The 13,566-nt window shown below is 57.9% G+C and carries 11 protein-coding genes; 6 read left to right on the forward strand and 5 right to left on the reverse strand.

Annotated elements, in window-relative coordinates; genetic code table 11:
- Positions 1-9 precede the first annotated feature (9 nt).
- Genes HNEAP_RS10355 through def form a run of 5 tightly spaced genes read right to left on the reverse strand, consistent with a single transcriptional unit; the run spans position 10 to position 5,991 of the window.
- Positions 10-2,460: a sensor histidine kinase gene (locus HNEAP_RS10355; RefSeq protein ID WP_012824931.1), complete on the reverse strand. Its 2,451-nt coding sequence runs from the start codon at positions 2,458-2,460 to the stop codon at positions 10-12.
- A complete protein-coding gene (locus HNEAP_RS10360) occupies positions 2,457-3,101 on the reverse strand; it encodes a DUF4390 domain-containing protein (RefSeq protein ID WP_081441149.1) in 645 nt (214 codons plus the stop codon). The genes HNEAP_RS10355 and HNEAP_RS10360 overlap by 4 nt, the downstream gene beginning before the upstream one ends.
- Positions 3,067-4,551 carry a 16S rRNA (cytosine(967)-C(5))-methyltransferase RsmB gene (gene rsmB / locus HNEAP_RS10365; RefSeq protein ID WP_166635998.1) on the reverse strand — a complete coding sequence of 495 codons (1,485 nt, stop codon included), beginning with the start codon at positions 4,549-4,551 and terminating at the stop codon, positions 3,067-3,069. Before rsmB ends, HNEAP_RS10360 begins: the two co-directional genes overlap by 35 nt.
- Complete coding sequence (fmt, locus tag HNEAP_RS10370; protein WP_012824934.1) at positions 4,544-5,479, reverse strand: methionyl-tRNA formyltransferase; 936 nt, start codon at positions 5,477-5,479, stop codon at positions 4,544-4,546. The genes rsmB and fmt overlap by 8 nt, the downstream gene beginning before the upstream one ends.
- Positions 5,476-5,991, reverse strand: a complete 516-nt coding sequence (def, locus tag HNEAP_RS10375; protein WP_012824935.1) for a peptide deformylase — start codon at positions 5,989-5,991, stop codon at positions 5,476-5,478. The genes fmt and def overlap by 4 nt, the downstream gene beginning before the upstream one ends.
- 359 nt (positions 5,992-6,350) lie before the next feature.
- Between def and HNEAP_RS10380 the strand changes: the two genes are divergently transcribed.
- The 6 genes from HNEAP_RS10380 (at position 6,351) to hemF (ending at position 13,562) form a co-directional block, all read left to right on the forward strand.
- A complete protein-coding gene (locus HNEAP_RS10380) occupies positions 6,351-7,532 on the forward strand; it encodes a LysM peptidoglycan-binding domain-containing protein (protein ID WP_012824937.1) in 1,182 nt (393 codons plus the stop codon).
- Between the two features lie 30 nt (positions 7,533-7,562).
- Positions 7,563-8,717 (forward strand): DNA-processing protein DprA, encoded by a 1,155-nt coding sequence (gene dprA / locus HNEAP_RS10385; RefSeq protein ID WP_012824938.1) that lies wholly within the window; start codon positions 7,563-7,565, stop codon positions 8,715-8,717.
- Positions 8,718-8,764: 47 nt separating this feature from the next.
- The gene (locus HNEAP_RS10390) at positions 8,765-9,265 is read left to right on the forward strand and encodes a Smg family protein (protein ID WP_012824939.1); all 501 of its coding nucleotides are present in this window, start codon (positions 8,765-8,767) and stop codon (positions 9,263-9,265) included.
- Positions 9,266-9,308: 43 nt separating this feature from the next.
- Positions 9,309-11,813: a DNA topoisomerase I gene (locus tag HNEAP_RS10395; RefSeq protein WP_012824940.1), complete on the forward strand. Its 2,505-nt coding sequence runs from the start codon at positions 9,309-9,311 to the stop codon at positions 11,811-11,813.
- Positions 11,814-11,882: 69 nt separating this feature from the next.
- A complete protein-coding gene (gene tsaC / locus HNEAP_RS10400; protein ID WP_012824941.1) occupies positions 11,883-12,440 on the forward strand; it encodes an L-threonylcarbamoyladenylate synthase type 1 TsaC in 558 nt (185 codons plus the stop codon).
- A gap of 180 nt (positions 12,441-12,620) precedes the next feature.
- A complete protein-coding gene (hemF, locus tag HNEAP_RS10405; protein WP_012824942.1) occupies positions 12,621-13,562 on the forward strand; it encodes an oxygen-dependent coproporphyrinogen oxidase in 942 nt (313 codons plus the stop codon).
- Positions 13,563-13,566: the final 4 nt, after the last annotated feature.

Here is a 13,566-nt window from a genome sequence, read left to right on the forward strand (position 1 = left end):
ATGCCATCGTTATCCTGAATGATCTAAATCGGATTCCGCACGGGTGTCATCCATCCGGCGGAACAAGTCCCTTGGGGCATTATGCCTACTTGTCGAATCAGCGGGAGACGTTTCGGGACGATCTTCCTTCGACCCCGTCAAGACCGATGATTTGGGCGATGCCGTCTCCCTGTTCGTATCCATCGGTAGGTCGGGAAGTGCAAAGGGTAACCGAATCACAATGCGCGCGCCTGTTTTCGCAGTGGCCATACCCCGCGCTGGGATATCACCTTGCAATTCGACAGGTCCATCCTGCACATTGGAAGCCAGCACCATACCGCTATGCTCTTCCACGATTTTCTTCACGATCGCCAAACCCAGTCCCGATCCCTTGGGTCGTGTCGTGGTGTACGGCTCAAACAGGCGATCAATCATATCTTCCGGGAATCCCGTGCCATTATCGGTCACGGTCAACTCAACCAGAACCAAACCGCCTTCCTGATGCAAGCCGGTCGATAGCGTCACCTCGGGCTCATCGGACCCGGGACAGCCTTGCTCGGTCATTGCCTGTTGCGCATTGCGGATCAGGTTGTGCAACACCTGCCGGATGCGTCCTGCATCGGCACGCACCGGCAGCGGATGCCCGGCGGATCGATGCAGTACGGGGATGTCGCCGCCTTTGTACAAATCGATAACCTCCGAGACCAACTCATCCAGATCCAGAATTTTTAGGGTGATTTGCGGCGAACGCGCATATTCGGCAAATTCATTCACCATGAACTTCATTGCCTCGACCTGATTGATGATGGTTTGGGTCGAGCGATCCAGAATCTGGGCAGGCTCATCGCTGAGATTACCCAACAACCGACGACGCAACCGCTCCGCCGACAACTGAATGGGCGTAAGCGGGTTCTTGATTTCATGCGCCAACCGACGCGCCACCTCGGACCAGGCCGCATCGCGCTGAGCCTGAATCAAGGTGGTCACATCTTCAAAAACCAGAACGAAACCACCGGTCACATCATCGGCGGGCAGTGCGGCAACCCGACTCAACAGGATGCGTCGCCCGGCGTCGCCCATAATGCGGACTTGAGCCTCAACAGTGGCACCAGCCGGCAATTGACCGGGCTCCAGAAGATGACCGAAAGCAGCACAGATCGGCTCCAGATGGGGATATATCTGACAGATCTCGGTCAGAGTGCACCCATCAATATGCTGACTGGTAATGCTTAAAAGTTGTGTGACGACGGAATTGTTTCGTGTAATGCGGCCATCGGGCGACAGGGTCAACACGCCGGATGAAAGGTGTTGAATCACTGTTTCAAGATAATCGCGCTCCTGGTCCGCCACTTCCTGAAGTTGCTGCATCACCTGATGAGCGCGGCGCACCCGTGCCGTCATTGTATTGAACGACTGCACCAGTTGACCCAGATCATCACGACGATCCACGGGTAAACGCAGGCTATAGTCACCCTCGGCCACTGCGCGCGTACCGGCCGCCAGTTCACGGATCGGCGCCAACAACCTCCGCGCAGCGATAAAGGCAAGCCATACCGCAGTCAAAAGGGACAACAGCAGCGCCAAGGTAAGCGCAAAGGTAAAGGTCTTTTTCAGTGATTTGTGCAGAAAAATCAACGAGCGGTATTCATTGAAGGCAGCCTGCACGCTACTCGAAAGCTGGTTTGCTCGAGGCGAAATGGAATACAGCGCCTGCAGGACTTCACTACTGCCATCACCGGTCAGCCCTGCGGTCAGCGGGACAACAACCCGGATGCGCATGGAGTCTCCGCCCCCAGGATCAAGACCGATGAAGTCCTTCCCTGCGCGCGCATGGCTCAGTGCCGTTTCGTCCGGACGGGAAGGCACGATCGCCTGCAAATCATCGGAAGCGGATGCCACAATCAGGTTCCGTGAACCGAAAATCGTCATCTCGTGGGCACCGGTATTGCGGCGCACCGCATTCAAATCCAGTGCAACCAGATCACCCGATACGCCTTTAAGTTGCTTGGCTGCGCGCATGGTTTCATTCATGGCCGTGCGCATCTGTCCATCAAACGCCAATTGCGACAACGAAAGCGCATCCGACATCGCCTGCTCGACCTGCACGTCGAACCAGGAATCGATCCCGCGTTGGATGAACGACACGGAGAAATAAAACACGATAAGCACGGGGATCGAAGTCAGACCGACAAACGTGAGCACCAATCGCGCCGTCAGCCGAGCACCGGGCGCACCGCGCCGATAATGGCTGACCAACCGGATGATATGCCCGAGCACCACCGCCGCCAGGAACAAAATCCCCAGCGCAGACAGTCCCAACAGGGAAAGATAGAGATGCTCCGGTTGGTTTGCCCGCTGAAGTGATTCTGAAATCAGATACATCAGAATCAACAGCAGCACGACGACCATCATGCTGATCGGTGGGATCAGTCGGCGAATCCAACGCGTGTAGATCTGGCCCCAGCTGCCGACGAATTTCACAAATCGTCTCCTCTGTCTGCCGCCCCAACTGTTGGCACCGTCCATGAGAACCAAGCGCTATTCAGTGACCAGCGGGAATCGAACAATGCCGGGAACCGCAAGGGCAACGGCAATTTGTTGACGTCCAGCACCATTCGAACGCGCCCGACCAAGGGGCCGCGCCCTTCAAGATGCTTGGCAGTGGTCACTGGCCACGCCCTGATCCGTTCAAGAGAGTGCAGCGCACCATCCAGCGTGCTGAAACTCCGCGCCTCATGTTCAAGGGTATCGGTCAAAAGCCAGGTTTTCGACAGCGCGTGGAATTCCAGACGATAACGCCGCTGATCCGAAGCGATCTCATTTGGTAACCACCAGTCACGCGGCGATTCAATGACGGAAATCATCGACAGGTTGATCGGGATGGCATTGCGCATGGCATCAACCATCTCCTTGTCGAGCACGAGCTTGATGTCGACATCGAGATAGACGACGCCTTCTCGAATCTCCGCGTGAGCCCGCTGAATGTTGGCGCTGGACGCATGTGCCTGAGCACAGAGCAACACGAGCGCAAGGAGCAGAAAAACCGACAGCGCCGATGCAGCAGCGCGGCTGCGATCGGCCGCCTGATCAGTTTTTTTCCAGCACAGCATAAAAGAACCCATCGTGCCCTTCTGAAACAGGGAAAACCTGTTGCCCCAGAAACTGCCCGTCAATCTGTCGCGGCTCGCCCCAATCAACCGACAGGGGCAGCGCACGCGCATCACCATGCCGTCGCAAGAACGCGGCAACCTGCGCCGAGTTTTCCCGATCCAGGATGGAACAGGTGGCATAAACCATTCGACCACCCGGTTTCAGCAGCGACCAGAGCGCATCAAGAATCACCGCTTGACGCTCGACCAGAACGGGCAAATCTTCCGGTCGGCGCAAACGCTTGATGTCGGGGTGACGCCGGATCACCCCCGTTGCCGAGCAAGGCACATCGGCAAGGATGCGATCGAACGGCTGACCATCCCACCAGTCTTGCGGCGCACCCGCATCGCCGACAATCAAGCGGGCGAAGACCTGCCCACGCTCCAGATTTTCCTGCACCCGCGCCATGCGCGTGGTATCGATATCCACTGCCGTCACATTGGATTCGGGCTGGTGCTGCAACATAGCGAGCGTCTTGCCGCCAGGCGCGCTGCATGCATCAAGTACGTGCTGCCCCGGAGCCAGATCAAGCAGGTCGACAACCCACTGGGCGGCCTCATCCTGAACCGACACTTGCCCCTCGGCAAAACCGGGCAGGCGGTCGACATCCATGGGATGAACCAGATTGAGCCCGCGCGTCGAAAAGGCCGTGGGATTGGCCTCAATCTCAATCGAGCTCAGTTGCTCGCCATACGCCGCCCGATCACCTGCCACACGCAAGGTCATGGGCGGATGCGTCGCCAGCGCAGAGCCAAGGGCAGAAGCACGCGCCTCACCCCAATCGACGGTCAACGCGTCGAACAGCCATTGCGGCAGGCGCGCACCAGCAGCAGAAGGGGCCTGCGCGAAGGGATCAACACCTTCTTCGATTTGACGCACTGCCCGTCTCAATACCGCATTGAGCAAACCGGTCGCCCAAGGGTGCCCGAGCTCCCTTGCGGCTTGCACAGCGGAATTGACGGACCGCGATGCCTCTCGGCGTGCGCCGCGAATGCGTTCTAGCCCAACCAGAAGCAACAACGCGATAATGGCGGATTTGGCAGGGATGGGGCGCTCAAGCAAGCTGTCTCGCCAAAACACAAGCGCTTCATAATGCCGAAGCACTTCGTATCCCATTGCCTGCACCAAACCGCGATGAACGGGTTGTGCCTGAGACAACACCCGACCCAAAGCGGCATCGAGCGATACACCCTGACCAACGACAGACAGCAAAAGCTGCGCTGTCAACGCCTCAGGAGACAAACGCGGCAATGTACGCGGATCAATTCGAGCCGGACGATCCGGATCAAACTTTGTAGCCGATCGCTGATGCGACCTGTGTGACAATTTTGCCGATGCATCCTTTGGCACATGGCCTTTCGGTGCAGATGAAGAGGATCGATCTTGATGCCGATTCCGGGCGGTTTTGTACGGATCAGTCAAAACAGGCACCCAGCAGTTGATGGTTACGCGCGAAATCAGCAGCAGAAATCCGCTTTCCACCCGCCTGCTGACAGGCTAGAACCCGCAATCCCCCCGCGACGGTCGAAACAACAAACCCCGAGGCATCAACCGTTACCACCGTACCGGGTTGGGCTTGCGGGCTGCTCGGTTCAACTTCTGCGGACCAGATTCGCAATGGGGCAGACTTAAACTCGGTATACGCAACCGGCCAAGGATCGAACGCGCGAACGCGGCGTGCCAGCAGGTCGGCCGGCTCGCGCCAGTCGAGTCGGCCTTCGGCTTTGTTCAATTTCGCCGCATAGCAGGCTTGGGTATCGTCCTGCGGCTCGGGCGTGATTGAACCCGCGACGATACCGGGCAACGCGGCCATCAAAGCCTGCGCGCCCAATTCAGCCAATCGATCATGCAGCGTGGCCGCTGTATCGGTTGGCCGAATGGCCAGCTCGACCTTGTGCAACATATCGCCGGTATCCAGGCCCTGGGCCATCTGCATGATCGTGATGCCAGTAACCGGATCACCCGCCTCGATGGCGCGCGCAATAGGGGCCGCGCCACGCCAGCGCGGCAACAACGAGGCGTGAATATTGATTGCGCCTAGTCGCGGTGTCTTAAGAACGGGTACCGGGAGAATAAGGCCATAGGCGGCAACAACCATGAGGTCGGGTCGGTAACCGGCCAGCGCGGTCTGTGCCGATTCATCACGCAAAGTAAGCGGCTGTTCAACGGGAATTCCGAGGGCCAGCGCGGCTTCTTTCACTGGCGACGGCGTTAATTTCTGCCCACGACCAGAAGGGCGGTCGGGCTGCGTGTACACCGCCACCAATTCGACTGAATCATCCGCAGCCAAGGCCTGGAGAGCGGGCACGGCAAAGAAGGGCGTGCCCGCGTAGATGATGCGCACCGTCATGCTGATTCCTTCTGACGCAACGCCTTTTCGAGTTTTTTGCGGATGCGCTGGCGCTTGAGCGGCGAGAGATAATCGATAAAAAGGCGCCCATCGAGATGATCTATTTCATGCTGAATGCAGATGGCCAGCAAACCGCCGGCTTCACGTTCAAAACTCTCTCCGAAGGCATTCTGAGCGCGCACACGAACGGCTTCGGCACGCATCACTTTATCAGTGACACCGGGGATCGAAAGACAACCCTCTTCCGATTCGACCGAGCCACTGCGATCAAGGATCACAGGGTTGATGAACACCAATGGCTCCGGAGCACATCCGTCCTCGGCACAGTCCGCCACAAACATTCGTTCATGCACGTCGATTTGCGTCGCGGCCAACCCGACGCCGCGAGCGTCATACATGGTTTCCAGCATCTGCTCACTTAGGCGCTGCACGCGCGCATCAAACTGCTTCACTTCGGCAGCCACCCGGCGCAACCGCTCATCGGGGAAAAGCAACACTTCAAGTAACGACATATCAACCCAAACTCACTAAATGGATACATTGGAATAAATTTCGGAGGAATCGTGCATCCATTCCTACACAGGACAACGGCTCCGAAAAACAACACCAAACACCTGCGCATCATCGCAGAAAAACACTTCAGACCGCCTATTTTGCAACTCAATCGCACGTACCTGTGGACGCGGCGCTCAAATTCTTTTACAAATAAGCATATTTACCGCAACATTGTACGCGAGCCCAAGCTTTGCACCTAGGCCACGTACCTAGATAATGTACTCGGGCGGTGCGTTACGAACCCATAAGTACTCTGGGTTCGGCCACTGACCCAAATGTTGCCCCGTTTTCGGCTGAAAACCCAAGGATGTTGCCCATGAGATCGTCAAAAGGATTACCGGTTCTACTCTCGTTTTCCCTCATTACCACCGCGTTGCTGTCCGGCTGTGCTTCCGAGCGTCCGCCCGTCAATATCGTCAACCAGCCCGCGCCGGATGGACTGCCGCTTGGCGCCACGCGCGGCCCGGTCAAAGGCACGCTGACTCCGGAAGAAACCAAGGCACAGTTCATTTCGCTCAAGGCCAATGAATACACCGTCAAGAAGGGTGACACACTCTGGTCGATCGCCAACCACTTTCTGAAAGACCCGTATTACTGGCCTGAAATCTGGTACGACAATCCCGAAATCAAAAACCCGCACAAAATTTACCCCGGCGACAAGATCGGCATCATGTACATCGGCGGCAAACCACGCTTGGGCATCGCCATGCGCCCCCATATTCGCTACGAGACCCTGCCGCCCGCAATATCAGCCATCCCGCTGGAAGATTTAAAGCCGTTCTTGTCGTATGACCAGATCATGTCGGAAAAACAATTAGAATCGGCACCTTATGTTCTAGCAAATCGCAATCAAACGACGACGACCAGCTTCGGTGATGTCGTCTATGCACGCCCGGCCCTGACGGAGAACTCGAATACGTTCTCCATTCTCGGCAAGGGCAAACCGCTGGTTGATCCAGTGACGGGCGACTTCTTGGGCTATCGCGCCATCTACAAAGGCCAGGCTGAGGTGATGCATCGCGGTGACCCGACCACGTTGCGCATCACCAAAAGCGCCCGCGAGATTATGGATGGCGACCGCGTATTGCCGGTTATCAGCGAGCCGTTCAATAAGGATGTGACGCCCAGTATCCCGGCGGTTCCAATTGATGCGGTTGTGATCGACATCCCCGATGCCATCACGCAAGTGGCCACTTATCAGGTCGTGATTATCAACGCCGGCAGCAACAACGGTCTGGTTCCTGGCGATATGCTGCGCATCAGCAAGCCTGGCCAAATTGTAAGTGACAAGTACACAACCAACCCCAAAGAGCTGGCAAAAAACGCCGAGCCTGAAGGCTTTGAAATTCCATCGCCACCCAGAGTCAAGTTGCCCGACTTCCCAATCGGCACCGCCATGGTCTTCCGTGTGTATGATCGTGCCGCCTTGGCCCTTGTGGTACAGACCAAGCGGCCTGTGCGCATTGGCGATTTGCTGCAAACCCCAACGGCCGATTGAGGCGCCCAGCCTCAGGGCCGTGTCCTTTCTTTGCTGACCTCTGAGCACCAAACAACGCCCGACGCCGATGCGCGCCGGGCGTTGCTGTTTCTGATCACCATCAATGGGATGGGGCCGAAACGTCTGCGCTGCCTTCTGGATGCATTCGACACACCGCAGGCAGCCCTAGCGGCACCGGCATCGGAATGGATTCGCTTGGGCCTTCCGGCCTCTCTGGCAAATCAACACCCGCGCGGCATGGCTGATCGTGTCGAAACGATGCTGTCCTGGCTCGATGAATCGGAACAACACCATTTGGTCCTTGCTGGAGAAAAATCTTACCCACCGCAACTTGCCGACCTTCCTGACGCACCCGCTGCACTCTTCGGCAAAGGCGATATCCGACTACTGGGCGAGCCACAACTGGCTATCGTCGGTGCCCGCACGCCGACGAGCGGCGGGATTAACAATGCACGCGCCTTTGCCCGATATCTCTCCGCGCAGGGCCTCGTCATCACGAGCGGACTGGCGCTGGGAATCGATGCTGCAGCTCATCGCGGGGCGCTGGCCGCTCACGGCGCCAGCGTTGCCGTCATGGGAACCGGGCCGGATATCATCTACCCGCGCGAGCACCAGGCACTCGCCGCCGAGATCGTAGCGCAAGGCGGTTTGCTCATCAGCGAATGGCCTCCCGGCACCACGGCAAGGAAGGAACATTTTCCGCGCCGGAACCGATTGATCAGCGGCCTGTCGGAAGGCGTACTGATTGTGGAAGCCAGCCTAAAGAGCGGTTCACTCATTACCGCCCGCCTTGCCGCCGAACAGGGGCGGGAGGTCTTTGCCATTCCCGGATCAATTCACAACCCCTTGAGTCGCGGCCCGCACCGACTCATTCGGGAAGGCGCCAAGCTGGTCGAAACCGCTCAAGACATTTTCGAAGAACTCATCGACAACCTCGGTGCACGCCTGCGTCAAACCGACGACACCTCCCTGTTCGAACCGGAGTCTTCACCCGCTCTTGCGGCTCACCTCGACCCGGAACAACAGAAAATTCTGGACTGTCTCGGCTTCGATCCTCAGTCTGCTGATACGCTTATTGCATCCAGCGGATTGACCCCTGCCGAAGTTTCCTCCATCCTCCTCATGCTTGAACTTGCTGGACACGTCACCACCTTACCCGGAGGATTGTATGTGAGAACGGCCTGACGAACGGGTAACCGAACGTCGTTCAACTTCGCCCCTTGAGAGATTCCATGAAAGAAACCGTGCTTGATTTGTTGATGTATCTGTTTGAAAACCACATGGAAGAAGAACCCCACTTGCCTCCAGCGCCGCTGCGCACGGATCTCCAGCAAAAACTGCTTCACGCCGGTTTTGATGCCGATGAGATCGGGCGTGCTTTTTCCTGGTTGGACGCGGCAGCGAATGAGCCGACAGAACGAGCTGCTGTGCATGGGGCAGAGGTCAGCGCACCCAAACCTACGTCGTTCCGTGTATTCACGGCCGAAGAACAAATGGCCTTGGATATCGAATCACGCGGACTGCTGATCCAACTCGAAGCCATTGGCGTGTTGAGCGCCCAGACACGGGAAACCGTCATTGAGCGCGCACTGGCACTGGATAACGACGAGTTAGATATCGAAGACATCAAATGGGTCGTCATGCTCGTGCTGTTCGCCCGACCCGGCGAGGAAGCCGCTTTTGCCTGGATGGAAGACCTCGTCTTCGCCGAAACAGCCGAATTATTGCACTGATTTTTTTAGACCCTGACCAGCACCCCGAGATCGCCGAGTTCCTATGAGCCAAACGCTTGTTATCGTTGAGTCGCCCGCCAAAGCGAAAACCATTAAGAAATACCTCGGCCCCGGCTACGAGGTGCTCGCCTCCTACGGCCATGTGCGCGACCTGATCCCCAAAGATGGCGCCGTGGATACCGCGCACGACTTTGCGATGAACTACACCCTGATCGACAAGAACGTGCGCCACGTCGATGCCATTAAAAAAGCGCTTAAATCATCCGACATTCTCCTGCTCGCAACCGACCCCGATCGCGAAGGCGAAGCCATTTCCTGGCATTTGCGCGAACTCTTGGCGGAAGCAGGCTTGCTGAAGAACAAGACGGCGCAACGGGTGGTGTTCTACGAAATCACCAAAAAAGCAGTACAGGAAGCGGTCGCGCATCCACGCGATCTTTCCATCGATCTGATCAATGCCCAGCAGGCACGCCGCGCACTCGATTACCTCGTGGGCTTCAACTTGTCGCCGCTCTTGTGGAAAAAGATCAATCCGGGGCTGTCCGCCGGACGGGTGCAAAGCCCCGCCCTGCGCCTGATCGTGGAGCGCGAGGCCGAGATCGAAGCGTTCAATCCGCAGGAATACTGGACCATACTCGCCGACTGCCAGGCCGATCGGGCTGCCGAAAAGAGCCGATTCAATGCACGCCTGCTGACACTGGACGGGCAAAAGGCCGAACAATTCACGCTGACCAATGAAACGGATGCGCAATCTGCGCGCAGCCGTATCCTCGAAGCCGCCGCCGGCACACTCACCGTCCGTTCGGTGGAAAAGCGCGAACGCAAGCGCAATCCGGCCCCTCCGTTTACCACCTCGACGCTCCAGCAGGAAGGGGTTCGTAAACTCGGGCTCTCCGCCTCGCGCGTCATGCGCCTGGCGCAGGAGTTGTACGAAGGCGTCGACATCGGCGCGGGCACCGTGGGTTTGATTACCTACATGCGAACCGATGCCGTGACCCTCTCCGAGGACGCGCTCACGCAGATTCGGGCACATATCGGCGATAAGTACGGTGCGGCCTACCTTCCCGCCAGCCCGAACCGCTACAAGACCAAATCCAAAAACGCACAAGAAGCGCACGAGGCCATCCGTCCGACATCAGCGGCACATACCCCGGATTCGGTACGCGCTTTCCTGAACAAGGATCAGTTCCGCCTGTATGAGATGATTTTCAAGCGCGCGGTCGCTTCGCAAATGACACCGGCAGTCTACGATCAAGTTTCCGTTGATCTCGCCGTCAATGATCAGCATAGCTTTCGCGCCAATGGCTCTACCCTCAAATTCCCGGGCTTCATCGCGCTTTATCGCGAGGATGAAGACGATGCCTCAGGGGACAATGACGAAGATCGCCGCCTGCCGCCGCTGACCGTAGGCGACAAGATTGCCCTAAACGACATCGCTGCCGACCAGCATTTTACCGAGCCACCGCCGCGCTTTACCGAGGCGAGTCTGGTCAAGACGCTGGAAGAGTATGGTATCGGTCGCCCTTCGACCTATGCCAGCATCATCTCCACCCTCCAGGCGCGTGAGTACGTTCTGCTCGACCAACGGCGCTTCAAACCCACCGATATGGGCCGGGTCGTTAATGGCTTTCTGACCGACTACTTCCGCGATATTGTCGATTACGAATTCACCGCCAAACTGGAAGATGATCTGGATGCCGTGTCCCGCGGCGAACGCGACTGGGTGCCATTGATGCGCGAGTTCTGGACGCCATTCCATGACCGTGTCGAGCACACCAATGAGAATGTCACCCGGCAGGAGGCCGCCCAGGGGCGTGAACTGGGGATCGATCCCAAATCGGGCAAGCCCGTCTCCGTCCGACTCGGGCGGTTCGGTCCCTTCGCCCAGATCGGCACCAAGGACGACGAGGAAAAACCAAAGTTCGCCTCGCTCAAGCGCAGCCAGAGCATTGCCACCATCACGCTGGATGAAGCCCTGGACCTGTTTCAGTTGCCGAGAAAACTGGGCGAAACCCCGGAAGGCGAACCTGTCGAGGTCGCCATTGGTCGGTTCGGCCCCTTTGTAAAGTTCGGCAAAATGTACGCTTCGCTTGGCAAGGATGACGATCCGTACACCATCGAACTGCCGCGCGCGCTCGAAATCATCGAGATCAAAAAGCTCGCTGAGAAGAATCGCTACATCACCCAGTTCGATAATGGGGTGTCGGTACAAAACGGTCGCTATGGCCCCTACATCACCGATGGCAAAAAGAACGCCAAAATCCCCAAGGACAAAGATCCAAAATCCCTGACACTGGAAGAGTGCGTCGCCTTGCTTGCAGCTGCCCCTGAGAAGAAATCGGCGCGCGGCAAAACCGCTGCGAAAGCGACGGCCAAGAAGACGGCAGCCCCAAAAGCGACGGCTCCGAAAACAACAGCCAAAAAGTCAACGACGCCGCGCGCCAAAAAGGCCAGCGCGACCGATGCACAAGCGCCTGCAAAGAAGACGCCGGTAAAAAAGCCCGCCACCGCTCGCAGCAAGAAACCCGCCGCGACGATACCGGAATAAGGGGCGCAAGCACCAAAAACCGAACGTATTAGATGATTTGACCCAGCCAGCCCAATCACCGAATCCATCATGCACAATACCCCCTTTCGCCTTCGGCAAACCGGTCAGATCCTTTCGCAAGGCGGCGTCATCGCCTATCCCACCGAAGCGGTGTTTGGTCTTGGTTGCGACCCGCTGGATGCGATCGCCGTCGAGCGGATACTGACGCTCAAACAGAGGGACTGGCGCAAGGGCCTGATTCTACTCGCCGCCAACCTTGAACAGCTCCATCCGTGGATTTCGCTATCCCCGGAAGAACTTGCCAAGATCAGTGCCCACTGGCCGGGGCCGGCCACCTGGGTCGTTCCGGCCAGTCAGAACACCCCGGACTGGATTACCGGCGGGCGGGATGAAGTGGCCGTCCGCGTCACCGCGCACCCCGTCGCGGCGGCCATCGCCCAAGCAGCCCATACCGCCATCGTGTCCACCAGCGCCAACCCAGCGCAGCGCCCACCCGCGCGGAGTGTTCTGGCCGTTCGAAGGTATTTTGATGACCAACTCGATGGGATCTTGACCGGCCCGGTAGATACACAAGCCCAGCCCACCCCCATCCGTCACTGGCGCACCGGAGACTGGTTAAGACGTTAACCGGTGGCACGCAAACATGCTGCAAGTCATCAATCTACGGATTGCAGCCACGTCAATGCGGCTGCCCGACCTGATATAATTTCCGGCTCTACTCGACCCATAATGTTGGTCCAGGATATCGGCCCACGATATCGGCCCATGTCACGCGCAGCGCGCGTACACATCACGAGACAAATCACCATGCCCGACATTCAACGCGTTCGCGACTATCTCATCGACCTGCAGGACCGAATCGTATCCGGGCTTGAAGCCTTTGAATCCACCGCCCGCTTTTTGCAGGACGACTGGCAACGCCCAGAAACAGAAGCGCTCAACGGGATGGGGCGTGGTCGCGTGCTGGAAGGTGGCGAGGTATTCGAACGCGCAGGCATCAATTTTTCGCATGTGACCGGCCAGAAGCTACCGCCTTCGGCTACAGCGCATCGCCCCGACCTCGCGGGTGGCAGCTTCGAAGCCTTGGGCGTTTCTCTGGTCATTCACCCGCGCAATCCGTACGCACCCACCTCACACGCCAATGTACGCTTTTTCCAGGCGCAGAAGCCGGGTGTTGAACCCGTCTGGTGGTTCGGCGGCGGTTTTGATCTCACGCCTTATTATGGTTTTACCGAAGATGCCGTGCATTGGCATGAGCAATCCCGCGCAGCGTGCACGCCATTCGGCGATGAGTTATACCCGCGCTTCAAGCAATGGTGCGATGAGTATTTCTGGCTCAAACATCGCAATGAGCCACGCGGCGTCGGCGGCTTATTCTTCGATGATTACGGTGCCGATGGACAGATTGATTTCGAGCAGGCCTTTGGCCTGATGCGCTCGGTGGGCGACCATTACCTGCCCGCCTACACGCCGATTGTGGCAAAGCGCAAGGATACGCCCTACGGCGAACGCGAACGCGACTTTCAGCTCTATCGGCGCGGCCGGTATGTGGAGTTCAATCTCGTCTACGACCGGGGCACCCTGTTTGGCCTGCAATCGGGCGGCCGCACCGAATCGATTCTGATGTCCATGCCGCCGGAAGTACGCTGGCGTTACGATTGGACACCCGCGCCAGACAGCCTGGAAGCCGAACTGTATCGTGAGTTTCTTCGCCCGCGGGACTGGCTGGCCGAACACGGTCAAAGCTGACTTT

It is taken from the genome of Halothiobacillus neapolitanus c2, from assembly GCF_000024765.1.
Lineage (GTDB): Bacteria > Pseudomonadota > Gammaproteobacteria > Halothiobacillales > Halothiobacillaceae > Halothiobacillus > Halothiobacillus neapolitanus.

What these genes read in the sequence shown, in the direction of transcription:
- HNEAP_RS10390 (WP_012824939.1), top strand. Translation starts at nt 8,765, where the DNA reads ATGAAAGAAACCGTGCTTGATTTGTTGATGTATCTGTTTGAAAACCAC.
- HNEAP_RS10360 (WP_081441149.1), bottom strand. Translation starts at nt 3,101, where the DNA reads ATGGGTTCTTTTATGCTGTGCTGGAAAAAAACTGATCAGGCGGCCGAT.
- def (WP_012824935.1), bottom strand. Translation starts at nt 5,991, where the DNA reads ATGTCGTTACTTGAAGTGTTGCTTTTCCCCGATGAGCGGTTGCGCCGG.
- HNEAP_RS10380 (WP_012824937.1), top strand. Translation starts at nt 6,351, where the DNA reads ATGAGATCGTCAAAAGGATTACCGGTTCTACTCTCGTTTTCCCTCATT.
- fmt (WP_012824934.1), bottom strand. Translation starts at nt 5,479, where the DNA reads ATGACGGTGCGCATCATCTACGCGGGCACGCCCTTCTTTGCCGTGCCC.
- HNEAP_RS10395 (WP_012824940.1), top strand. Translation starts at nt 9,309, where the DNA reads ATGAGCCAAACGCTTGTTATCGTTGAGTCGCCCGCCAAAGCGAAAACC.
- hemF (WP_012824942.1), top strand. Translation starts at nt 12,621, where the DNA reads ATGCCCGACATTCAACGCGTTCGCGACTATCTCATCGACCTGCAGGAC.
- tsaC (WP_012824941.1), top strand. Translation starts at nt 11,883, where the DNA reads ATGCACAATACCCCCTTTCGCCTTCGGCAAACCGGTCAGATCCTTTCG.